Here is a 24,062-nt window from a genome sequence, read left to right as displayed (position 1 = left end):
CGGCCCATGGAACCAGATGGCCACGGCGGACGGCGGACGGCGGACCGCCCGGCCCGACCCGGCGCGACACGCGCACCCATTTCACCTTTACGTCTCAGCGTTGCAATGTTTCGGGGGAATGGGCGGCACCGTACGGCGCGGCGCCCGCCTCACGACGTTCCCGCGGGAACGCTCCTGAGCCGAGGCACCGTTCCTGCTGGTCTCCGTGTCAGTCCTTGACCGGGTCGGCAACGTCGCGTGCGCCGTGCTCGCCCTCCGACGCGGCGGCGATCCGGTCGGACTCGGAGGCGCCCTGGGCATCGCGGCCGAACTTGCGGTGCTTGGCCTGCTCCTCGAAGATCCGGGCCGCGCGCACCGAATCGACCTCGCCGACGACGGGGTTGGGCTGGTGGGTCGCGCGGGTGCCGCCGTACAGCGTCAGCAGGTTCATCGCCACCGCGCGCCGGTTGCGGTGGCCGATCATCTTGGCCACGTGCACGCCCAGCCACGCCGCCCAGCCGACGGATCCCGTCAGGCCCGGCATGTGCGGGATCTCCGCGATCGCGGCGTGACGGCCGATGGTGGCCATGGTGCCCAGATCGGTGTACTCGAACTTCTTGCGCGGCTTGCCGGCGACCTCCGCGGCGATCGCGGCGGCCGCGGCCTCGCCCATCTGCACGGCGGGCTGGGCGAGCTGGGGGAGCGGATCGTCCTGGGCGGCGATGTCGCCGGCCGCGTAGACCCCCGGCAGGCCCTTGACCTGCAGGTAGTCGTCGACCTGGATGCGGCCGCGCTTGTCCTGCGGCAGCCCCCACTCCGAGACGATCTCCGGCACGGTGACGCCCGCGGCCCAGATGGTGATGTCCGATTCGAGGATGGTGTCGTCGTCGAGAACCACGTGGTCGTAGCCCACCGACTGCACGCCCTTGCCCAGCTGCAGCGTGACCCCGCGCTCGCGCAGCTCCTCGGCCGCGTACTCGCGGAACTCGGGACGGAACTCCTTGATGAGGTCCTCGCCGCGGTTCAGCACGGTGATCTGCAGCGTGCCCGGGTCCATCTCGGGGTAGAGGATGTCCAGCTCCTGCATGCGGAAGTCCGCCAGCGCGCCGGCGATCTCCACGCCCGTCGGCCCGCCGCCGACCACGCACACGTGCAGCCGGTCCACGCCGGCCTCCGCCTCGCGGCTCGAGCGCTCCAGCTCCGAGAAGACCCGGTCGCGGATCGCTATCGCCTGCGAGCGGGTGTACATCGGCATGGCGTGCTCTTCGGCGCCCGGGGTCCCGAAGAACGTGGTCGTGGCGCCGTTGGCGACGATCAGGTAGTCGTACTCGAGCTCATGGGTGCCCTGCTGGCCCTCGTCGATGGTGACGGTCCTGTGCTCGGGATCCACGCCCGTGACATGGCCCTGGCGGTAGCGCATGTTGGGCACCTTCAGCGAGAGCCCGCGCAGGAACATGGTCACGTCGCCCGGGTTCAGGCCGGCGGTGGCCACCTGGTACAGCAGCGGCTGGAAGGTCTTGTACACGTTCCGGTCGATCAGGGTGACGCGCACGCGGGCGTCCCGCAGCGCCCTGACGGCGTGTGCCCCGGCGAATCCACCACCCAGGATGATCACGTGCGGCCAGCTGTGGCCATCCTTCGCGGGAACGGTGGGACGACGGCTGAGGAACGGCATGACCATGGTCAGGACTCCTAGGGCGACGAGGACGGCCACCCGGCCACCGCTCGTGCGAGCCGGGAACCGCGCCTGCATCTGGAACGGGGAGAGGCAGAGGAGCGGGCGGGCTGCGGGCGGGCCGGCGTGCGACTCGGGAGGCGAGCCCGAGGTCATGCCGGGCCCGGAGCCTGAGAAGGGTTCGCAGGGACCGGCTCGTCCGAAGTCCCCACCGATGCTACCCACTCCGGCGGCGTGCCGTCACCGCAGGCCGGGACAGTCGGTCGGGCACCACACGGGAAAACGGTCGCCGGCGGCGAGGCGGCGCATTCGGGGCCGGTCCGCTGCGCGCGGCACTGTCAAGCGGCGGCAAAGCTGACATTACGGTCCCATCACAGCGCACAGCCGGATCGGGACGGTAGATGAACATCGGATGACATGTCGCGGCCCGGACGGGGAACGGATGGGCGTGTCTCGGCTCCGGTGCGGTGAGATGGACCGCAGCGTTCCGCGTTCTTCCACTTCTCCTTCAGGAGCCATTCATGTTCGATTCCTCCGCACGCCGCATCGCGCGCGGCGCGTCCGTGGGCCTGGGCACCGTCGCGATCGCGTTCGCGTCGGCCGTGGTGCCCCTCGGCGCCGCAGCCGCCGATCCCGGCGACCAGGTCGACCTGCTCACCTTCAACGACTTCCACGGCGCCCTCCCGGCCGGGGACGCCTTCGCCTGCACCGTCGCCAACACCCGCGCGGCCAGCGAGAGCGGCAACACGGCGCTGCTGTCCGCCGGGGACAACGTCGGCGGCTCGGCCTTCGAATCGGCCGTGCAGAACGACGAGCCCACGATCGACTTCCTCAACGCGCTCGGCGTCGACGCGGCGGCGATCGGCAACCACGAGTACGACCAGGGCTACGAGGACCTCACCGGCCGCATCGCCCCGCGCACCGACTTCCCCGACCTCGCCGCGAACGTCTACCAGTCCGACGGCACCCTCCTGCACGACGCCTGGGCCGTGGTCGAGGCCGGTGACGTGAAGGTCGCCGTGATCGGCGCGGTCACCACCAAGACGACCGGCAAGGTCAGCCCCGCCGCCATCGAGGGTCTCGAGTTCCGCGACCCGGTCGACTCCGTCAACGACGCCGTCGCCGACCTCGAGGCATCCGGCGAGGACTACGACGTCGTCGTCGCCTCGTACCACGAGGGCGCCAGCGGCAACGGCGAGGCCGGCCAGGCCCCGGAGAACAGCGACCCGATCTTCGACAAGATCGTCGAGGAGACCTCCCCCGAGGTCGACGCCATCTTCAACGGCGACTCCCACCAGACCTACGCCTACACCGCCCCGGTGCCCGGCCAGGACGGCGAGATGCGTCCCGTCATCCAGGCCGGAGCCAGCGGTGAGTTCCTGGGCTCGACGAGCCTGCAGCTGGGCGAGGACGGCGACTGGGACGTCACCGGGGAGCCCGAGCTGATCGCCACCGAGGCCGCCGATCTCGAGGCCTGCGCCGACGATCCCGCCTACCAGGCCGCCTCCACGGTCGCCGCCGACGCCATCGAGGACGCCGCCGAGGTCGGCGCCGAGCCCGTCGGCACCATCGAGGACGACATCACCACCTCGTGGGCCGGGGACAAGGCCGAGTACGTCGACGGCGTCCGCAAGCCCAGCGATCCGGTCACCGACCAGGCCACCACCAAGGGCGACAACCGCTCCCGCCACTCGGCCGCCGGCAACATGCTGGCCGACTCCATGAAGTGGTACCTCGAGGAGCGCGGCACCACGGAGGAGCACGAGGTCATCGGCTGGATGAACCCCGGCGGCATCCGCGCCGAGCTGTTCCACGAGGCGGCCGGGAACGAGGGCGACGGCGTGGTCACCTACGCCGAGGCCAACAACATGGTCCCCTTCGGCAACACCCTGAACTCCGGTGAGGTCACCGGTGCGCAGTTCGTGCAGATGCTCGAGGAGCAGTGGCAGCGCAACGCCGGCGGCGAGCCCACCAGCGAGTTCTACGCCTTCAGCGTCTCGAACAACGTCGAGTACGTCTTCGACGCCGAGCGGGAGATGGACGACCGCATCGTCGCGGTGCGGATCAACGGTGAGCCCATCGACCCCGAGGCGACCTACACGATCGTCACCGCGAGCTTCCTGTTCGAGGGCGGCGACAACATGCACACCCTGGCTCAGGCGCAGAACGTCAGCGACACCGGCGTGCTGGACCGCGAGGCCTTCGTCGAGTACCTCGGAGCCCACGAGAACCTCGAGCCCGACTACTCGCAGCGACAGGTCGAGGCCCACATCCTCGAGGGCGAGCAGCCCACCCTGCGCCTGCGCGGCCTGGAGTCCGAGAGCCTCGGCGCCCCGCAGATCACGACGGTCTCCGTCGACGCCGGCGAGCTCGGCACCTTCGAGGCCCCGTACGAGCTGGATTCGGACAGCGGCCGCTACACCGCCGAGGTCGCCCTGGGCGAGGACTTCTGTGTGAGCGAGGGCGAGTCGGTGCCGCTGACCGTCACCGCCCAGCCCGACACCGGCACCGCCGTCACCTACGAGGTCACCGCCGTCGGCGGCGAGGACTGCGGAACCCTCGAGTTCAGCGACGTGCCCCCGTCGAACATGTTCTACGACGAGATCATGTGGATGGCGAACGAGGGCTACTCCACCGGATGGGACGACGGCACCTTCCGCCCGCTGGAGCCCGTCAACCGCGACGCGATGGCGGCGTTCCTGTACCGCATGGCCGGATCGCCGGAGGTGGACCACCCGCGCAGCGAGCCGTTCACCGACGTCGAGAAGGGCGACGAGCACTACGACGCGATCATGTGGGCCTACCAGCAGGGCATCACCACCGGCTGGTCGGATCGCACCTTCCGCCCGACCCAGCCGATCGCCCGCGACGCGATGGCCGCGTTCGTCTACCGCTACGCGGGCTCGCCCGAGGTGGAGGCCCCGACCTCGCCCGTCTTCAGCGACGTGCCGGCCAGCACCATGTACGCCAAGGAGATCGCGTGGATGGAGTCCGAAGGCATCACGACGGGCTGGCCGGACGGCACCTACCGCCCGCTGAACCCGACCAACCGTGACGCCACCGCCGCGTTCCTGTACCGCATGAACACGGAGCAGGGCATCACCTACCTGTCCGAAGCGGACTGACCCCGCACGGCGGGCCGGGGAGTGATCCGCTCCCCGGCCCGCCGCTGTGTGCGGGTCGAGCAGCACGCCCGCTCCGCCAGCTCGCCGCACCATCAGAGCACCCGCACCCCCAGTGCACCGCACCCCACCACGCATCCCGCCTCTTCAGGAGAACCCCGCCATGAGCATTCGTCCGCACGGCGACGGCCTGCACCCGCGCCTGACGCGCGTCGGCATCGCCGCAGCCGCCCTCACCCTCGGGCTCTCGGCCCTGCCCGGCATCGCGCCCATCGCCCAGGCCGCCGTGGTCACCCCCGGCGACCTCCAGATCAGCGAGGCCTACGGCGGCGGGGGCAACTCCGGGGCCAGCTTCCAGAGCGACTTCGTCGAACTGCGCAACACCTCCGAGGCCGACATCAGCCTCGACGGCTGGTCCCTCCAGTACGCCTCGAAGACCGGCACCTTCAACAACACCGTCTCCCTCAGCGGCACCGTCCCCGCCGGCGGCACCTTCCTCATCGAGCTGGCCTCCGGCAACGGCAACGGCGAGCCCCTGCCCGCGGCCGACCTCACCGGCGGCATCAACGCCTCCGGCAGCGGCGGCGTGTTCGCCCTGTCCGACGCCGAGGGCAACCTCGAGTGCCACGGGACCACCTGCGCCGAGGACCCGGCCGTCGTCGACCTCGTCGGCTGGGGCGCGGCGGAGACCTTCTCCGGGGACGCCCCCGCTCCCGGCACCGACAACGCCACCTCCGTCTCCCGCGTCGAGGTCACCGGCGAGAACTCCACCGACTTCGTCGAGGGCGCCCCCACGCCGACCCCGTCGGGCGCGGAGGAGACGGACTCCGAGGATCCGGAGGAGCCCGAGGATCCCGAGGTGCCGGCCGATCCCACCGAGGCGAGCATCGCCGAGATCCAGGGCACGGGCGAGGCCAGCCCCCTGGAGGGCGAAACTGTCGTCACCGAGGGCGTCGTGACCGCGGTCTACGCCACCGGCGGCCTGGACGGCTACGTCATCCAGACCCCCGGCACCGGCGGGGCGCTGGACTTCTCCACGCACACCGGCTCCACCGCCGTGTTCGTCTACTCGCCCGACACCGTCGGCGACGTCGCCATCGGCGAATCTGTCCGCGTGACCGGCGAGGTCTCCGAGTACTACGAATCCACGCAGGTCACCGTCGGCGCCGGCGGGCTCGAGCAGCTGCCCGAACCCCTCGGCGAGGTCGAGCCCCTCACGATCGAGGGCGGCTTCCCGACCGAGGAGACCGAGCGCGAGAGCATCGAGCACATGCTCTACCTGCCGGGTGAGGGCGACTTCACCGTCACCGACGTCTACGGCACCAACCAGTACGGCGAGGTGGGCCTGGCCATCGGCGACGAGCCGCTGAAGCAGGCCGGCGACATCATGGAGCCGGGCGAGGAGGCCACCGCCTACTTCGAGCAGCAGGCCCAGAACCTGGTGCTGTTGGACGACGGGAAGTCGACCAACTTCAGCAGCAACCCCGAGCAGCCGATGAGCTGGCTGACCACCGAGGAGCCCGTGCGAGTCGGCGCCTCCGTCGGGTTCACCGAGCCCACCGTCGTCGCCTACTCCTTCGACCAGTGGCGGCTGAACACCACCACCCCGTGGGAATCGGCCGAGACCGACGGGGTCGACTTCGAGAACACCCGCAGCGCCACGCCCGACGAGGTCGGCGGAGACCTGCAGCTGGCCACGTTCAACGTGCTGAACTACTTCACCACCCTCGGTGAGGACACCCCTGGCTGCGAGCCCTACACCAACCTCCACGGCGAGGGCACCAACGTGCGCGGCGGCTGCGACCTGCGCGGCGCGTGGGGAGCCGACGACCTCGAGCGCCAGCAGTCCAAGATCGTCGAGGCGATCTCCGGCACCGAGGCCGAGGTGGTGGGCCTGATGGAGATCGAGAACTCCGCCCGCCTGGGCGAGGAGCCCGACGAGGCCACCGCCACCCTGGTCGCCGCGCTGAACGAGCGCGACGGCGAGGGCACCTGGGACTACGTCCGCACCGGTGAGGCCTACGCCGAGCAGGGCCTGGACGGCGGCAGCGACGTCATCACCAACGCGATCATCTACCGCACCGCCGCCGTGGCCCCGCAGGGCCAGGCGCAGATCCTCGCCGGCGACGAGGCGTTCGACAACGCCCGCGAGCCGATCGGGCAGGTGTTCGTGCCCGTCCAGGGCTCCGGCGAGGAGCAGGTCGAGGGTGAGCCGTTCTTCTTCACCGTCAACCACTTCAAGTCCAAGGGTTCCCAGGACGCCGAGGATGCCGAGCTGGAGGAGGACCCGGTCCAGGGCAATGCCCGCACCTCCCGCCTGCAGCAGGCCGAGGCGCTGCTGAGCTGGAGCGAGGAGACGGCCGCGGAGCTCGGCGTCGAGGACTTCTTCCACGGCGGCGACTTCAACGCGTACACGCAGGAGGACCCGCTGCAGACGTTCTACGACCAGGGCTACATCGACCTCGGCGAGACCTACGATCCCGAGGGCTGGTCCTACAGCTACGACGGCATGGTCGGCTCGCTCGACCACGTCCTGGCCAATCCCGCCGCCGCCGAGCGCCTCACCGGTGGCACCCACTGGCAGATCAACGGTGCCGAGTCCGTGATGACCCAGTACTCGCGGTACCACAACAACACCGTCGACCTGTACGAGGACGGCGTGTTCGGCTCCTCCGACCACGACCCGATCATCGCCGGCCTGGATGCCGGGTTCCCCGCAGGCGGTGGGGACGACGAGGATGACCAGGATGACGACGAGGAGTCCGGTCACCCCGGCAAGGGCCACGGCAAGGGCAAGGGCCACGACAAGGGTCACGGCAAGGGCCACGGCAACGGTCAGGGCCATGGCAACGGCAACGCCCACGGTCATGACAAGGGCAAGGCCAACGGCAAGGCCAAGGGCCACGGCAAGGACGACTGACGTGCCACCTGCTCCGGCCGACGGCGCCGGGCTCATCTCATGACGAGCCCGGCGCCGCCGCCCGGCCCGGACGCCCTGGCCCGCCGCCTGCGGCTGACCGACGCGGTCATCGTCGGCCTGGCCGCGATGATCGGGGCCGGCGCCTTCGTCTCCCTCGGCGCCGGCCAGGACCTCGCCGGGGTGCTGGCACCGCTGGCGGTGCTGGTCGCCGCCGTGGTCGCCCTGTGCAACGCCACCTCCACCGCGCAGCTGGCCGCTCAGCACCCGGCCTCCGGCGGTGTGTACCACTTCGGGGGCAAGCAGCTGGGGCCCTGGTGGGGCTTCCTCGCCGGCTGGTGCTTCGTCATCGGCAAGACCGCCTCCTGCGCGGCGATGGCCCTGGTGATCGCCGCCTACCTGGTGCCCGAACCGGCCCAGCGCCCGGTCGCCGCCGCAGTCGTCGTGGTGCTGACCGCGGTGAACCTGGTCGGCATCACCCGCACCGCGGCGCTCGCCCGAGTGCTGGTCACGATCGCGGTGACAGCACTGGTGCTCACCGCGGCGCGCCTGCTCGTCGGGCTCGGTGGGGGAGCGGGCAGCCCGTCCGACGGGGCCCAGGGCTTCGCCGCCGGAGCCCCCGGCCCGCTCGCCGGGGCCGACGCAGGACTGTGGGACGGCGGCCTCGCCGCGGTGCTCGGCGCCGCCACCGGAGGACCCCTCGGCCTCGCACTCGTGGTCGCACAGGCCGCGGCGATCATGTTCTTCGCCTTCGCCGGATACGCGCGCATCGCAACCCTCGGCGAAGAGGTGATCTCCCCGCGCCGCACCATCCCGCGCGCGATCCTGCTGGCGCTCGCAGCGGTGTTCGTGCTGTACGTGGCGCTGTCGATCGTGCTGGTCGCCGTGGGCCCCGCCCCCGGCGACCAGGGGTGGGGACCGGCGCCGTTCCGCACCGCTCTCGACGGGGTAGGTGCCGGCGCAGGCTGGCACCTCATCGTCACCGTGGGTGCCATCGCCGCGGCCGGTGGGGCGCTGCTCGCCCTGGTCGCGGGCATCTCCCGCACCATGCTCGCCATGGCGCGCGAGAGCGACCTACCCCGCCCGCTGGCACAGGTGAACCAGCGCTTCTCGGTGCCGCAGCGCGCCGAGATCACCGCTGCGATCGCCATCGTACTGCTGGTGCTGCTGGCCGGCGACGTGCTGGTGGCAGTGGCCGCCTCGTCGTTCGGGGTGCTGCTGTACTACGGGGTCGCGAACCTCGCCGCCTTCACCCAGCGCGGCCAGTGGCGCCTGTTCCCCAGGGCCCTGCAGGTGCTGGGCCTGATCGGCTGCCTCGCGCTGGTGGCGGCGCTGCCGGGCCGGACGATCGTGGCCGGCGTGGGGCTCGTGCTGATCGGCGTGGCGTATCGCGGCGCCGCGCTGGCCCTGCGGCGCTGAGCTCGCCTGCATTCGCACCCGCAGCCGCGCCGGCGCGGGCTCGGGCTCGGGCGGAGCACCATCCCGCCAGGGCTCAGGTCCAGGCGGTCCAGGTGGTGTCGGCGTCGATCAGCCAGTGGTGGCGCAGGGTCAGGGCGCGTTCGGTCGCCGCGAGAGCGCCCGCGACGAGCAGCGTGGTGTTCGCCCACGCGGGCAGGCTGATCGGGGAGGTGAAGGTGCCGATCCGCTCGGCGACCACGTCCACGCTCGTGACCAGCTCCGCCAGCTGCGGGACCATGGTCACGAGGCCGATCAGCAGGATCACGATCGCGACCATCCCGATAGCGGCGCTGGCCCGCGGATGGCGCCGGTCGACGCGTGCGCGCCGGCCCTCCATCGAGCGGGGGTGCGGGCGCAGGGGCTGCGACCGGGTGCCGTCCTCCGGCACGTGGTGCATCCGGGTCAGGCCGTACATGCTGGTGGCCACCTCGATCACGCCGCCGGGGACGTCGAACGCGACCGGCGGGTTCGCGATCTGGATCTGTCGGCCGTCACGATAGAGCTCGACCGGGGCGTGCCGCGCGCCCTCGGCGATCTTGCCGCCCTCGAGCTCGGCGGCGAGGTACCGCACGTCGACGGCGTACTGCGAGGACCGCCCCGCCCCGTCGTCCGGATCCAGGAAGAACTGGGTGCGGGTCAGCAGCTGCCACCAGCGCAGCGTCGTGAGCGCCCTGCCGTCGCCGGGCTTCGCCCGACGCTGACGGAGCGAGCGCTGCAATCTCCTGAACATTGATCCTCCCCAGCGGCGCGATGCCGCGAGCCCGCGAGTTGTCGACCCGTCTATTCCAGCCGACGTCGCAGACCAGGACCAGTGCGATCTGTCATCTCCTCCCAAGGAAGGAGTTCACGCGGCGCCAGCCGCGCCCCGAGTCCGAATCTCAGCCGGCCCGCATCTCCCGCGGCAGCTCTTCCAGCAGCTGCAGCCACAGCTCCGAGGCCGTGGGAAAGCTCGGCACCGCGTGCCGCAGCACGTGCACCGGCACCTTCCCGACGATCGCGATAGTGGCAGCGTGGATCATCTCCGAGGCGTCGGGGCCGACGAACGTCGCACCGACCAGCTGTCTCGTGCTCGCATCGACCACCAGCTGCGCAGTGCCGGTGACATCGTCCCGCAGCAGAGCGGAGCCCGCCGCTCCGCCGAAGGGGACCTGCGCGGTGACCACGTCGATCCTCTGCTCCCGGGCCTGCGCTTCGGTGAGGCCGGCCGAGGTGACCTGGGGCTCGGTGAACACGACCTGGGGAACGGGCACGTGATCCGGAATGGGCTCGAGAGCTTCACCGGTGGCCCCGGCGCGAATGCGCTGGCCGATCACGCGGGCGCGGTACTTGCCCCAGTGCGTCAGCGGCGCCTCCCCGCTGGCATCTCCGACGGCATGCAGCCAGTCCGGCAGCGCTGTCTCGGCGGCATTGTCAGACGTGGGCTTCGCGGCGGCGGTCACGTCGTCGGCCGTGAGCCCGATCGCATCGAGTCCGACGCTGCTCAGCCGGGGACTGCGGCCGGTCGCGGCCAGCACCTCGTCCCCGGTGACATCGCGCCGCCCGTCGGCATCCTCGACCTGCAGGGTCACCGCGCCGCCGTGCAGCCGGCCCAGCCCGGTCCGCCGTGCATCGGCGCGCTCGCCGGAGACCACGGAGGTGCCCAGCTCCACGGTGACACCCAGGTTCCCCAGGGCCTCCAGCACGTGCTCCCCGGCGAAGGGTTCGTAGCCGCTGAGCAGTCCGTCCCCGCGCACCAGCATCGTCACCTCGCTGCCCAGCGCGGCCATCCACGTCGCGGCCTCCACGGCCACCACGCCGCCGCCGACGATCAGCAGCTGGCCGGGAACCTCCCTCACCCCGGTGACGTCGCGCGAGGTCCACGGGGCCAGCGCCTGCAACGGTTCGGGGATCCTCGCCTCCGAGCCGGTGGCGAGCACGACTGCCCGCTCGGCGTGGACGAGTGTCGGCCCGCTGCCGTCCTGGCCGTCGGCGGGCTCGACGAGCACCTCGCGCTCGCCGACGAGCCGGCCGTGCCCGCGCACCACCTGGATCCCGGCACCCTCGGCCCACTGCACCTGGCCGGAGTCGTCGTAGTTCGAGACCCACGTATCGCGTCGTGCCAGCAGGGCGTCCCGGTCGATCTCGGGATCACCGACCCCGTCGAGATGAGCGGCGGCGCCGGCCACGGACGTCGGCCGCAGCAGAGCTTTCGAGGGGATGCAGGCGTAGTACGAGCATTCGCCGCCCAGCAGTTCACCCTCGATGATCACGGCGCTGAGGTCCGTGCCCTCGGTGGCGTACTGGGCGGCGTTCTCACCCACGGGGCCGCCGCCGAGCACGACGACGTCGGCGGTGATCTCTGTGGTCGGGGCGGAGTCGGTGGCGTTCGCTTCGTGGGCCATGACGGCACGCTACGCCGCCCGGCGGCCGACGTCACGGGGTGTTCCTCCCCAGTGCCGTCCGTCCACAGCGCCGCGCGGCGCGCCCGGGTTGTCGGCGGCGGTCCTTAGAGTCGGAGCCATGAGAATCCTGCACACCTCGGACTGGCACCTGGGGCGCACCCTCCATGAGGCCGATCTGCACGATCACCAGGCCGACTTCCACGACTGGCTGGTCGACCTGGTGACCGAGCGCGAGGTCGACGTGGTCGTCATCCCGGGTGACGTGTACGACCGCGCGGTGCCTCCGGTGCGGTCCGTGGAACTGCTGGGGCGGACTCTGCGGCGTCTGGCCGACGTCGCCACCGTGATTCTCACGCCCGGCAACCACGATTCCGCGAAGCGTCTCGGCTTCGGCTCTGCCCTGATGCGCGACGGGGTGCACATCCTCGCCGATGCCCGCACCGCGCTCGAGCATCCCGTCGTGGTGCCCGATGCCCACGGTGAGGTGCTGTTCTTCGCTCTGCCCTACCTCGAGCCCGACATCGCGCGCTTCGCCCTCGCGGCCGACGAGACCCAGCCGCTCGGCCGCAGCCACGAGGCCGTCACCCGCGCCGCGATGGAGCGCATCGCCACGCGGATCGCCCAGCACGCGGAAGCCGCCGAGCCGGGACCGAGGGCACGATCGGTGGTTCTGGCGCACACCTTCGTCGCCGGCGGCTCCGGCAGCGACTCCGAGCGGGACCTCAGCGTCGGCGGCGTCGACTCGGTGCCGGCCGATGCGCTGCGCGGCGTCGACTACGTGGCCCTCGGTCACCTCCACGGCTGCCAGGATCTCTCCGCCCAGGCAGGCACCACGGCCTGGTACTGCGGGTCACCGCTGGCCTTCTCCTTCTCCGAGAAGGACCATCGCAAGTCCGTGCTGCTGGTCGAGCTCGACGCCCCCGGGGAGGTGTCCGTCCAGCGCATCGCCACCCCGGTGCCGCGGCGCCTGAGCGAGCTGCAGGGCACCCTCGAGGAGGTCCTCGCCCAGGCCGAGACCCACGGCGAGGACTGGGTCAAGGCGGTGATCACCGATCCGCATCGGCCGCCCCACCTGCTCGAACGCCTGCGCGGCGCGTACCCGCATCTGCGCCATACCGAGCATCGTCCCCAGGGGCGCGAGGACAGCGACCTCACTCCCGTGGTGCGCCGTGAACAGGATCCGATGGAGGTCATGGGCCAGTTCCTGGAGTACGTCACCGGGACGGAGGCGACCGACGCGGAACGTGACGTGCTCGAGCAGGCCTACCAGAGCGTGCGCGCGCAGCGGTCGGAGGCCTCATGAAGCTCCACCACCTGCGCCTGACCGGCATCGGCCCCTTCCGCGACACCGTCGACATCGACCTCGCCTCCCTCTCGACCAGCGGCATGTTCCTGTTGGAGGGGCCGACGGGATCGGGCAAGTCCACGATCCTCGACGCGATCGTGTTCGCCCTCTACGGCACCGTGGCCGGCAGCGAAGCCAGCGGCGAACGGATCCGCTCCCAGTTCGCCGACCCCACCGCCCCCAGCGCCGTCGACCTCGTCTTCGAGACCGGTCACGGGATCTACCGGGTGCGCCGCCAGCCGCAGTACGCCCGCGCCAAGCGCCGCGGCACCGGAACCACCAAGGAGAACGCCCGGGCCATCCTGTGGCGGCTCAGCTCGCCCGAGCTGATCCCCGCCGCCCTCGCCGACCGCGCCGGGGAGGGGGCCGGCGTCACGCCGATCTCGACCCGGCTCGACGAGATCGGCGGGGAGATCACCCGTGCCGTCGGCCTCTCCCGCGAGCAGTTCACCCAGACCGTGCTGCTGCCGCAGAATGAGTTCGCCCGCTTCCTGCGCGCAGGCACGGGCGAGCGCCAGACGGTGCTGCAGCGCGTGTTCGGCACCGAGATCTACCAGAACGTCGAGAAGCAGCTCGAACAGATGCGGCGCGAGGCCGCCACGGAGGTCACCGCCGCCCGCAACGACGTCAGCAAGGCCGTCGCCCGCTTCGCCGAGGCCGCCGGCCTCGAGGACGAACAGCGCAGCGAGCTCGACGACCACGCCGCGAGCGGTCGCCGGGACGAGCTGAGCGTCGCCGTCACCAGCATCGAGAAGGCCCTCACCGCCCGGGCCGAGGACGCCGCCGAGGCCGCCACCGCCGCCACTGGGCGCGAGACCACGGCCCGCGAGCACGCCGACCGCGCCGCCACCCACCGCGCACGGATCACCCGCCGCCGCGAGCTCGATGCCCTGGCAGCGCGCCTGGCCGAGGAGGAACCGGCAGCCCGCGCGGCGCAGCGCCGACTGACCTGCGACGACGCCGCCCGGCCCGCCGCCGTCGCGCTGCAGCGGGCGAGCCACGCCGCCCAGCGGCTGAGCGACCTGCGCGCTGCCCGGGAGGACGTCGCCGCGAGGCACCGGGAGTCCCACCCGGACCTCGTCGAGCTGCTGGACGGGGAGGATCCGCTGGAGGCCCTGGCCGCCGCCGCCGAGGACGCCACCTCGGCCGCCGGAGCCCTGGGGGACCTCGTCGACCTCGAGAAGGCCCTGCCCCAGCGCGCGAGGGAGATCGAGACCCGCCGCCAGACTGATGCCGAGCTGGCCACGAGCATCCAGGCGCTGACCGAGCAGCTCGCCGCCCGCCCCGAGGCCCGCCAGAAGCTCGTCGCCGAGCGCACCACTGCCCAGACCGCCGCGGAAGCACTCGGCGATGCCCGCGCCGCTCGCGTGACCGCCGCCTCGCACCTGGCCGCCGCCCGCGACGCGGACCGGCTCGCGAAGGAGGTCACCGCGGCGGAGAGGACCGCCGCCGCCGCGCTCGCGGCCGCGCGACGGGCCGCCGACGAGGAGAAGAGGCTGCGCGATCGCCGCCACGCCGGCATCGCCTCCGAGCTCGCCCTGCAGCTCGCCCCCGAGGAGGCCTGCCCCGTCTGCGGGTCCACGGAACATCCCGCACCCGCGGAACCCGCCGAGGACCACGTCGGCCCCGAGCAGATCGAGGCCGCCGAAGAGCACCGCCGGAGCGCCGACGAGGCCGCCTCCCGCGCCGCCGAATCGCTCACCGCCGTGCGCACACAGCGCGACAAGGCCCTGGCCGACGCCGGCGGGCTCACCCTCGAGGACGCCCGCACCGCCGACGCCGACGCCCAGCAGGCCGTCGAGAAGGCGCTGGCCGCTCAGAAGCGCGCCGAGACCCTGGAGAAGGAGCTCGAGGCGCACGACGCCGAGACCACCCGGCTGACCCAGCACTGCAGCGCCCAGGAGCGCGAGCTGGAGGGGCGGGCCGCCTCCCTGCGCGAGGCCGAGACCGCTCTGGCCAAGGACACCGAACGGGCGCGTGAGGCCCGTGGCGAGCATGCGAGCGTGACCGAGCGTCGCGCGGCCCAGCTGACCAGAGCCAGAGCGGCGACCGCGCTGCGCGAGGCGCACCTCGCGGCGGACCAGGCCGCCGCTCGCCTCGCCGAACTCGAGGAGGAGGCAGCCGCCGCCCGCGCCGAGGCCGCCGAGCAGCTGACCGCTGCCGGGCACACTCCCTTCGCCACGGATGACGAGCTGCGCGCCGCCGTCCTGGCCGAGGGCGAGCGGGCAGAGCTGACGACGCTGCTCTCGGACCGCACCGTGAACCGGGCCCGATACACCGATGGCATGGCCGAGGAGGGCGTCGCCGAGATCGACGCGAGCGAGGACGCGGCCGGCGCAGTGGACCAGGTCGTCACGGCCGCCGCCGAAGCCCTCACCCTCGCCCGCACCGCCGCCCGGGAAGCCGGCGACCACGCCGCGAGGCTGCGCGCCGCAGCCGAGCGCACCGCCGGTGCACGCACCGCGCTGGACGGGGCGCTGGACCGCCTGGCACGTCTGGACAGCACCGCCGGGGCCATCGTGCGCGTCGCCGACCTCGCCACCGGGCGCTCCTCCGACGGCACCCGTATCCAGCTGTCGACCTACGTGCTCATGCGCCGCTTCGAGGAGGTCGTCGCCGCGGCCAACACCCGCCTGGCCCAGTTCTCCGACTCCACCCTGGAGCTGCTGCGCGACACCGGGGCCCGAGGCGCCAAGAAGACCGGACTGGACCTGCTGGTCATCGACCACCGCACCGACCAGCATCGGCTGCCCGAGACCCTCTCCGGCGGCGAGACCTTCTTCGTCTCCCTCGCCCTCGCCCTCGGCCTGGCCGACATCGTCACCGCCGAGGCCGGGGGAGTGCAGATGGAGACCCTGTTCATCGACGAGGGCTTCGGCAGCCTCGACCCCGAAGCCCTGGAGCGGGTGGTCGCCGAGATCGGGCGCCTGGCCGAGCACGGTCGCACCATCGGCATCGTCAGCCACGTCAGCGAGATGAAGGCCCAGATCGCCGAGCAGATCCATGTGCGGCGCCTGCCGGACCGCTCCTCGACCCTGTCGGTGACCGCGTGACCGCGTGACCGCGTGACCGCGTGACCGCGTGACCGCGTGACCGCGTGACCGCGCGACCGCGTGACCGAGCCGCGCTACAAGGGGAGCGGCCCGCCGGTCGCCGTCACGGCCACGGGTCCTCATCCGCGGCGCCCTCGTGTCCACCCTCGCGGCCGCGATCATCGTCCAGCGGTCGCTCATGGACGAACAGCGGCACTCCCAGCCGGGTGAACACCGGGGCGATCAGCGCCCCCAGCAGTGCACCGAGGGAATTGGCCAGCACGTCGTCGATGTCCGCGATCCGCACCCCGCACGGATACAGCCCCCACGCCCCGGTGTACTGCGTGGCCTCGATGAGCACCGACAGCATCACCCCGATGGCCAGCGACGTCGTCGTATCCAGCCGGAACACCCCGCGCAGGATCGCCCCCAGCGGCACGAACAGCACGATGTTCATGCCCAGCTGCAGCACCGGCCAGCTCAGCAGCAGGCCCAATCCGGTGGTGCCCTCGGCATGGACCGCGAGGATCTCGCCCACCGCGTTGAAGGGGTAGGGCCGCAGCTCGCCGCCCGCCCGGTTCTGGCAGGTGCTGGCCACCTCGTAGGCGGGAGCGACCGTCAGGCCCGCCAGCGTCATGGTGTACACGCAGATCACCAGCACACCGACCAGCCGCAGCGGCCGCACCCGGCCGAAGCGTCGTCGCTGCAGCAGCACGGCGGGGAGCAGGATCGCGACGAACACCCCCACGCCGCCCGCGATGCCCACCAGGGCCAGGCGCACGAATTCGGTCACAGGAGCACGCTATGGCCAGTTGCTGGACGCTGCACAGGAACCGTCGGATGACCCTCCCGGGACCGGCTCCACCCACGGTAGGAGCGACGCAGACACATGGGCCCATCCCCCCGGAGCCCCCTGCGACCTTAGGGTTCAGCCATGATCGACGCATGGGCCTGGCAGATCCCCTTCAGCCTCCTCGGCGGCACACTGTGCTTCCTCGCGGTCCTGCTGCCGATCCTGATCATCCAGTACTACGCCTACGGGCGCCTCAGCCCCGCCCGCCTCATCGGCGCCGCCGGCGTCGCGATCTACGCCGTCGCCCTGGTGGCATACACGCTGCTGCCGCTTCCTGACCCCTCGGTCTGCGCGGGCGGCGGCGGGACCTCGCTGCAGCCGGTACCGCTGGCGACCATCGGCGACATCGCCCGGCTCGCCGGGCAGTACGGCCTGGGCTCGACCACCACCATCGCGGCGATCGCCCAGCCCATCCTGAACGTCGTCCTGTTCATCCCCCTGGGCGTGCTGATCCGCGTGATGGCCGGCCGCGGCATCCTCACCGCCACCCTCACCGGCGTCGCCGCCTCGCTGCTGATCGAGACCACCCAGTACACGGGGCTGTGGGGCCTGTTCGACTGCGCCTACCGCGTGGCGGACGTCGATGACCTGCTGACCAACACCGCCGGAGCGCTGATCGGCGCACTCCTCGCCCCGGTGGTGGCCGGCTGGATCCCCGAACCCACCGCGCTCGCGACGCTGCCGCCGCGACCCGTGACCCGGCTGCGCCGCCTGCTGGGGATGGCGATCGACGCTGCGGTGATCTCGGCCCTGCCCGGGCTGCTGCTGACGGCCGGACTGCTGACCTACGTCGTGGTCTGGACCCTGGCCAGTGATGGGGGAGAGGTTCCCAATCCGCCCGGCCATGCGGCGGTGCTGCCGCTGGCCTCCATCCTCATCGGAGCGCTGCTGAGCGTGGTGCTGCCGGCGCTGATCGGCAGCGGCGCCTCGCCCGGGCAGCGGATGGTGGGGATCGTGCCGGTCTTCGACGGCCGACGGGGCAGCGCGGGCCGGCGGCTGACGCGCGCCCTGTCCGTGGCCGGCCTGTACGCGGCCCTGGCCCCGATCGGCGACGTGCTCGAGGGCCTCGGGGTGCCCGTCCTGCCCGTGCTGCTGCGCCTCGCCTCGGGCGGCCTCGTCCTCGTCGCGATCGCGATCGTGCTCTTCGTCGACCGGCGGGGCCTCTCAGGCCTGATCAGCGGGGCCGACCTGGTCGACCGCCGCGCCGCCCGCCGCTGACGACGCGGGGCACCCCGTCGGCGCCCAGCGCTGCGTCACTAACTGGTGCCCCACGCTGTCCGCTCCCTCACCCGTCGGCCGCGTGCCGAGCCGGCAGCGGTAAGGTGCTCGGCGCGCTCGCCGCACCGACCACACCGCTCCTGCTCACCCCACACCCCGGACCCCAGAGCCCACCGGGCCGACCCACCCGCGTCCCGGCTGACCCGGCGCATCGGGGACCTGTTCAACGGGACCTGCCGGAGAGGCGCGAGGATGTCGATCCCCGGCGGGCGGCACATCTCGACACCAGAAAGCAGACCTTGCCGATGAGCCAGCCGGATACCCCCGCACCCTTCCACTCCCCGACCCCCGCTGCGGGGTCACGGATCATGGGGACCGGCCACTATCGCCCCGCCCGGATCCTCACCAACCATGACCTCGAGCAACTGGTCGAGACCAGCGACGAGTGGATCCGCCAGCGCACCGGCATCGAATCGCGGCGGATCGCCGGCGAGGACGAGACGGTCGCGAGCATGGCCACCGAGGCCGCCCGCGCAGCCCTCGCGGACGCCGGCATCGACGCCTCCGAGATCACCCAGGTCCTCGTCGCGACCTGCTCGAACGATGAGCACTCACCCAGCGCCGCCGGCCGCGTGGCCGAGGCCCTGGGCCTGCCGGCCCCGGCCGCGTTCGACGTCGGCGCCGCCTGCTCCGGCTTCAGCCACGCCCTGGCCCTGGCCGATCAGTCGATCCGGGCCGGGGCCTCCACCACGACCCTGGTGATCGGGGCGGAGAAGCTCTCGACCTACACCGACTACACCGACCGCACCACCTGAATCCTCACCGCCGACGGGGCCGGCGCCGTGGTGCTGCGCGCGAGCGAGCGGCCCGCCGTCGCGCCCGTGGTGTGGGGGACGGTCCCCGACCTCGCCGATGCCGTGACGATCACCGGCCCCGGGCCGTACTTCGCCCAGCAGGGACGTGCGGTGCTCGGCTGGGCCCTGCGCGAGGCCCCCGCCATCTGCCACCGGATCGTGGAGGCCGCCGGGGTGACCATGGCCGATATCGACGTCTTCGTCCCCCACCAGGCGAACCTGCGGATGATCGAACCGCTCGCGGAGTCCCTCGGGCTGCGTGAGGACGCGGTGATAGCCGACGACGTCATCACCAGCGGCAACACCTCCGCGGCGACGATCCCGCTGGCGATCTCCCGGATGCGCGAGGCGGGCCGGATCCCCGCCGGGGCGACGGCCCTGCTGATCGGGTTCGGCGGCGGGTTCTCCTGGGCCGGCCAGGTGGTGCGCCTGCCCTGAGGGCCCGACGGGCGGACGAGCGGCGGCGGGACGGCGCCGATAGGATGGTCACGGCCCGGCGCACCGCTTTCCCAGCGGTGCCGCGCCCCCACCCTCGACACTCCCCGGAGGACCCGTGGTCGACTCCCTGACCATCCAGATCATCGTGACCGTGCTGGTCTGCCTCGCCTACATCGTGGGCCTGGTGGGGATCGTCGTCCCCGTCCTGCCCGGCACGATCACCATCGTGATCGCCACGCTGATCTGGGCGATCGTCACCGGCGGCTGGATCCCGTGGATCGCCTTCGCGATCATCCTGGTCCTCGGGGCGATCGGCATGACCACCAGCTACGTGCTCACCGGGCGGCGCCTGCACCAGCACGAGGTGCCGATGTGGCCGATTTACGTCGGCATCGCCTCCGGCATCGTCGGCCTGTTCGTGATCCCCCTGCTGGGCCTGCCGATCGGCTTCGTGATCGGCCTGTACGTCTCGGAGTCGCTGCGCCTGCAGGACTGGAGGAAGGGCCTCGGATCCGCCTGGGTCGCGGTCAAGGCCCTGGGCATCGGGATCATCATCGAGTTCACCCTCGCCATGCTGGCCACCATCGTCTTCGCCATCGCCGTCGTGGGCCACTTCGTCTCCGTATGACCAGCACCGACGCCTCCGCCACGAACCGATCCGCCCACGAGGGCCCGGGCGCGACCCGCTCCGGCCGCCCCCGCCCCGGCAACCACCCGCACGACGACCGCACGGGCAGCTCCCGGCCCGCAGGCTCCGCCCCGCCCGCCGTGCCCGCACCTCAGCACCCCGCCGTGCTCATCCCCGGCATGAAGCGCCTGCTCACCGGTGCCTGGGAGAAGCGCAAGTGGTTCATCCCCGCCGTCCTCGGGGCGCTGCTGTTCTCGGTGCTGCAGATCGCGACCTCCGCGATCATCGGCCGCGTCACCGAGGAGGTCATCGTGCCCTCCTTCCAGCGCGGCGAGCCCGTCATCCCCGTCGTCCTCGGCGGCGGTCTGGCCATCCTCGGCATCGGCGTCGCCCGCGCCGTCTCCGTCATGACCCGCCGCATCTTCGCCGCCGCCACGCAGTTCGACCTGTTCGGCCTCTACCGCCGGCGACTGGCCGCCGTGTACGCGAAGGTGCCGCTGCTGTGGCACCGCCGCCAGTCCACCGGCACCCTGCTCTCGGCGATGTACGCCGACATCGAGGCCACCTTCTTCGCGATGGCGCCGTTCCCCTTCGCCCTGGCCACGATCGCCATGCTGGTCTACGCGACCGTGGTCGTCGCCCGGATCGACCCGGTGATCCTGCTGGTCATGCTCGCCCTGATCGTCCTGCTGATCGTGGCGAACGTGCTGCTGCAGCGCTTCGCGACGCCCTTGGCGATGCGTTCCCAGCAGCTGCGCGCCGAGGTCGCGGAGATCGCCCACGAGTCCTTCGACGGCGCCAACGTCGTCAAGTCCCTGGGGCGGGAGGACGTCGAGCAGGAGCGCTTCGACCACTCCGCCGAGCAGCTGCGCCGCACCGGCATCCGCTTCGGCTACGTGCGCGGCTGGTTCGACCCCCTGATCGACGCCCTGCCCAACCTCGGGATCCTCGCCGTGGCCGTGCTCGGCGCCTGGCGCATCGGCGACGGGCACCTCACCACGGGCCAGCTGGTCGAGGTCTCCTACCTGTTCACGCTGATGGCGCTGCCGATTCGCTCCTTCGGCTGGGTCCTCGGCGACCTCTCGCGCACCGTCGTCGGCGGCGGCCGCGTCCAGCAGATCCTGGACGTGAGCGAGCAGCGCACCTACGGCCCCGACCCGCTGCCCGACGGGCCCGGTGCGTTCGAGGTCGACCGTGTCTCCTTCGTCTACCGCGACGACCCCTCCCAGGTGATCCTGGGCCGCGACGTACGCCCCGAGGACCAGCAGCTGCGCGAATCCCGGGCCCTCGACCAGGTCTCCCTGCGCGCCGACCCGTCGGCCGGCACCCGCGTGCTCGCCGTCGTCGGGGCCACCGGCTCGGGCAAGTCGACCCTCGCGCTGCTGGCGGCCCGCCTCGTCGACCCCACCGAGGGCAGCATCCGGCTCGACGGGGCGGACCTGCGCTCGCTGACCGCCGACGCGCTGACCGCTGACGTCGCCCTGGTCCTCCAGCAGGCCTTCATCTTCGATGCGAGCGTGCGCGAGAACGTGACCCTCGGCGAGGACATCGACGAGGACACCGTGCGCTGGGCGCTGCGCGTCGCCCAGGCGGAGGGCTTCGTCGACGCCCTCAGCGACGGCCTGGACACCGAGCTGGGCGAGCGCGGCGGCTCCCTCTCCGGAGGGCAGCGCCAGCGCATCGCCCTGGCCCGCGCGCTCGCCCGCCGCCCCCGGCTGCTGATCCTCGACGACGCCACCTCCGCCTGCGACCCGAGCGTCGAGCTGGCCATCCTCGACGGGATCCGCCGCGAGATGACCTCCTCGACGCTGCTGTCGATCGCGTACCGCAAGTCCACGATCTCCCTGGCCGATCAGGTGGTCTTCCTCGACCACGGCCGCGTCGTGGCCACCGGCACCCACGAGGAGCTGCGCTCGACGAGCCCCGGGTACCGGGCCCTGGTCGACGCGTACGACGAGGCCGCGATCTCCCACAACCTGCTCGAATCCAAGGGGCCCCAGCCCAGCGACGGGCCGGACCCGAGCATCGCCGTGCCCGCCGAGCGCGCCCGCACCGTGGCCGATGCCGTCGAGCGTCACGGCGCCGGCCGCTACCGGCGCGAGGACGTCACCTCCGAATGCGAGGAACCGGAGACGAGCACGGGGGCGACGCCCGCCCTCGGCACCGGCGAGGACCGCACCGCTCGCGGCGCGGGCGAGGACCGCGCCGTCCACGGCGCGGGCGAGGACCCCGCCGCACGCCCCGCCCGCGAGCAGGAGGAGGGACGATGACCGCCGCACCCGCCGCCCGCGCCGCTCAGAACTCCTCGGAACTGGGCACCGAGACCACCACCGATGAGTCCGCCCTCCACACCATCCGCCGCGGTCTCTCCCTGACCCCGCAGCTGCTGCGCGGACTGTGGATCACTCTGCTGCTGGCCGTGGTCGCCACCGCCGGCAAGGTGGTGGTGCCCATCGCGGTCCAGTCCATCCTCGACCGCGGCATCATCGCCCCCGAGCAGCCCGACGTCGCGTTCGTCGCCGGCGCTGCCGGACTGGCCGCACTGCTGCTGCTGATCACCGCGGGCTGCAACGTCATCATGAACCGGCGCCTGTTCCGCCTGGCCGAGACGTCGCTGGCGACCCTGCGCAAACGCGCCTTCCGCCACATCCACGACCTCTCGCTGCTGACCCAGGGCACCGAGCAGCGCGGCGCCCTGGTCTCCCGCGTGACCAGTGACGTCGACACCGTCAGCCAGTTCATGAGCTTCGGCGGCATGATGCTGCTGGTGATGACCATGCAGCTGGTGCTGGCCACCGGCGTGATGGTCTTCTACTCCTGGCCGCTCGCGCTGGCCGTGTGGCTGTGCTACCTGCCGATCCTGTTCATCATGAGCAAACTGCAGCGCCGCATCCGCGCCCGCTTCCAGACCGTCCGTCTCAAGGTCGGGCAGATGCTCGGGACCGTCTCCGAGGCCCTCGTCGGCTCCGCGACCGTGCGCGCCTACGGCATCGAGAACCGCACCCGCGACGACCAGTTCGACCGGATCGACCAGGTGCGCAACGCCCAGTTCGCCGTGCTGCGGCCGCAATCGGCCTCGATGTTCCTGTCGGAGACGGCCGACGGTCTGGCCACCGGCGTCGTCGTGGTGGTCGGCGTGCTGCTGGGTACCCAGGCCCTCGGTGCGAACCTGCCCGGCGCGGACCTCACCGCCGGTGGCGTGATCGCGTTCGTCTTCCTGGTCTCCCTGTTCAGCCAGCCCGTGCGGATGGGCATCGAGATGCTCTCGGAGGCCCAGAACGCGGTGGCCGGCTGGCGGCGCGTACTCGGCGTGCTCGACACCCCGGCCGACGTCGCCGACCCCGGCGGTGCCATGGACCCCCACACCGGCCGGCGCCTGGAACCGACCGACGGGGCGACCGCGCTGCCCGAGGGTCTGCTGGACATCGAGGTGCGCGACCTCCACTACCGCTACCCCTCCGGCCCGGAGGTGCTCCACGGCATCAGCGTCGACATCCCCGCCCGCAGCCGGATCGCGATCGTGGGGGAGACCGGCAGCGGCAAGACCACCTTCGCCAAGCTGCTGACCCGCATGATGGACGCCACCAGCGGTGAGCTCACGATCGGCGGTGTGCCCCTGCACCTGATCACCTATGCCTCGCTGCGCAAGCGCGTGGTGATGGTCCCGCAGGAAGGGTTCCTGTTCGACACGACCGTCGCCGGCAACCTGGCCTACGGCAAGCCCGATGCCACCGCCGAGGAGATGCGCCGCGCGCTGGATGAACTGGGGCTCGGCGGCTGGGTCGACGACCTTCCCGAGGGCCTGGACACGCCCGTCGGCCAGCGCGGTGAGTCGCTCAGCGCGGGGGAGCGGCAGCTGGTGGCCCTGGCCCGCGCCTACCTCGTCGACCCCGACGTGATCGTGCTGGACGAGGCGACCAGTGCGGTCGATCCCGCGGCCGACGTGCGCCTGCAGCAGGCCATCGACGGCCTCGCCCGTGGTCGAACCACCATCACCATCGCCCACCGGCTCTCCACCGCCGAGCGCGCGGACCGGATCATGGTGCTCGATGAGGGGCACCTGGTCGAGCACGGCACCCACGACGAGCTGGTGAGCCTGCCCGACGGGATCTACGCCGGCCTGCATCGCTCCTGGGTGGCGCACCGTCAGGCGCGGTGAGCG

The 24,062-nt window shown here is 72.2% G+C and carries 15 protein-coding genes; 11 read left to right on the top strand and 4 right to left on the bottom strand.

Going from position 1 to position 24,062, the window contains the following annotated elements:
• Positions 1 to 208: 208 nt before the first annotated feature.
• Positions 209 to 1,660, bottom strand: a complete 1,452-nt coding sequence (locus tag ACFQS2_RS07460; RefSeq protein ID WP_377793207.1) for an NAD(P)/FAD-dependent oxidoreductase — start codon at positions 1,658 to 1,660, stop codon at positions 209 to 211.
• Between the two features lie 515 nt (positions 1,661 to 2,175).
• Here ACFQS2_RS07460 and ACFQS2_RS07455 point away from each other — a divergent pair.
• The 3 genes from ACFQS2_RS07455 to ACFQS2_RS07445 all read left to right on the top strand — a co-directional run bounded on the left by ACFQS2_RS07455 (position 2,176) and on the right by ACFQS2_RS07445 (position 9,112).
• Positions 2,176 to 4,779, top strand: coding sequence for a 5'-nucleotidase C-terminal domain-containing protein (locus ACFQS2_RS07455; RefSeq protein ID WP_377793206.1), 2,604 nt, complete (start codon positions 2,176 to 2,178; stop codon positions 4,777 to 4,779).
• Positions 4,780 to 4,939: 160 nt separating this feature from the next.
• The gene (locus ACFQS2_RS07450) at positions 4,940 to 7,696 is read left to right on the top strand and encodes an ExeM/NucH family extracellular endonuclease (protein WP_377793205.1); all 2,757 of its coding nucleotides are present in this window, start codon (positions 4,940 to 4,942) and stop codon (positions 7,694 to 7,696) included.
• 39 nt (positions 7,697 to 7,735) lie between these two features.
• Entirely contained in the window at positions 7,736 to 9,112 is a 1,377-nt protein-coding gene (locus ACFQS2_RS07445) for an APC family permease (RefSeq protein WP_377793204.1), read from the top strand.
• Between the two features lie 73 nt (positions 9,113 to 9,185).
• On the opposite strand, the gene ACFQS2_RS07440 is transcribed toward ACFQS2_RS07445, so the two are convergent.
• Both ACFQS2_RS07440 and ACFQS2_RS07435 read right to left on the bottom strand, forming a co-directional pair.
• Positions 9,186 to 9,881 carry a hypothetical protein gene (locus ACFQS2_RS07440; protein ID WP_377793203.1) on the bottom strand — a complete coding sequence of 232 codons (696 nt, stop codon included), beginning with the start codon at positions 9,879 to 9,881 and terminating at the stop codon, positions 9,186 to 9,188.
• 148 nt (positions 9,882 to 10,029) lie between these two features.
• Positions 10,030 to 11,532, bottom strand: a complete 1,503-nt coding sequence (locus ACFQS2_RS07435) for a dihydrolipoyl dehydrogenase family protein (RefSeq protein ID WP_377793202.1) — start codon at positions 11,530 to 11,532, stop codon at positions 10,030 to 10,032.
• A gap of 118 nt (positions 11,533 to 11,650) precedes the next feature.
• On the opposite strand from ACFQS2_RS07435, the gene ACFQS2_RS07430 reads away from it, so the two are divergent.
• Both ACFQS2_RS07430 and ACFQS2_RS07425 read left to right on the top strand, forming a co-directional pair.
• Positions 11,651 to 12,835 (top strand): exonuclease SbcCD subunit D, encoded by a 1,185-nt coding sequence (locus ACFQS2_RS07430; protein WP_377793201.1) that lies wholly within the window; start codon positions 11,651 to 11,653, stop codon positions 12,833 to 12,835.
• Positions 12,832 to 15,930, top strand: coding sequence for an AAA family ATPase (locus ACFQS2_RS07425; protein ID WP_377793200.1), 3,099 nt, complete (start codon positions 12,832 to 12,834; stop codon positions 15,928 to 15,930). Before ACFQS2_RS07430 ends, ACFQS2_RS07425 begins: the two co-directional genes overlap by 4 nt.
• A gap of 103 nt (positions 15,931 to 16,033) precedes the next feature.
• On the opposite strand, the gene ACFQS2_RS07420 is transcribed toward ACFQS2_RS07425, so the two are convergent.
• Positions 16,034 to 16,702 (bottom strand): VanZ family protein, encoded by a 669-nt coding sequence (locus tag ACFQS2_RS07420; RefSeq protein ID WP_377793199.1) that lies wholly within the window; start codon positions 16,700 to 16,702, stop codon positions 16,034 to 16,036.
• Positions 16,703 to 16,843: 141 nt separating this feature from the next.
• Here ACFQS2_RS07420 and ACFQS2_RS07415 point away from each other — a divergent pair, with 141 nt between their 5' ends.
• The 6 genes from ACFQS2_RS07415 to ACFQS2_RS07390 all read left to right on the top strand — a co-directional run bounded on the left by ACFQS2_RS07415 (position 16,844) and on the right by ACFQS2_RS07390 (position 24,059).
• Positions 16,844 to 17,980: a VanZ family protein gene (locus ACFQS2_RS07415; RefSeq protein ID WP_377793198.1), complete on the top strand. Its 1,137-nt coding sequence runs from the start codon at positions 16,844 to 16,846 to the stop codon at positions 17,978 to 17,980.
• A 305-nt stretch (positions 17,981 to 18,285) separates the two neighbouring features.
• Positions 18,286 to 18,795 carry a hypothetical protein gene (locus ACFQS2_RS07410; RefSeq protein WP_377793197.1) on the top strand — a complete coding sequence of 170 codons (510 nt, stop codon included), beginning with the start codon at positions 18,286 to 18,288 and terminating at the stop codon, positions 18,793 to 18,795.
• 30 nt (positions 18,796 to 18,825) lie between these two features.
• The gene (locus ACFQS2_RS07405) at positions 18,826 to 19,272 is read left to right on the top strand and encodes a 3-oxoacyl-[acyl-carrier-protein] synthase III C-terminal domain-containing protein (protein ID WP_377793196.1); all 447 of its coding nucleotides are present in this window, start codon (positions 18,826 to 18,828) and stop codon (positions 19,270 to 19,272) included.
• A 115-nt stretch (positions 19,273 to 19,387) separates the two neighbouring features.
• A complete protein-coding gene (locus ACFQS2_RS07400; RefSeq protein ID WP_377018414.1) occupies positions 19,388 to 19,900 on the top strand; it encodes a DUF456 domain-containing protein in 513 nt (170 codons plus the stop codon).
• A complete protein-coding gene (locus ACFQS2_RS07395) occupies positions 19,897 to 22,170 on the top strand; it encodes an ABC transporter ATP-binding protein (protein ID WP_377793195.1) in 2,274 nt (757 codons plus the stop codon). Before ACFQS2_RS07400 ends, ACFQS2_RS07395 begins: the two co-directional genes overlap by 4 nt.
• Complete coding sequence (locus ACFQS2_RS07390; protein ID WP_377793194.1) at positions 22,167 to 24,059, top strand: ABC transporter ATP-binding protein; 1,893 nt, start codon at positions 22,167 to 22,169, stop codon at positions 24,057 to 24,059. The genes ACFQS2_RS07395 and ACFQS2_RS07390 overlap by 4 nt, the downstream gene beginning before the upstream one ends.
• The last annotated feature ends 3 nt before the right edge of the window (positions 24,060 to 24,062 follow it).

The organism is Brachybacterium sp. GCM10030267, assembly GCF_042666875.1.
GTDB lineage: Bacteria > Actinomycetota > Actinomycetes > Actinomycetales > Dermabacteraceae > Brachybacterium.
The sequence above is the reverse complement of the archived record's forward strand: the minus strand, read 5'-3'. Positions and strand labels throughout refer to the sequence as shown.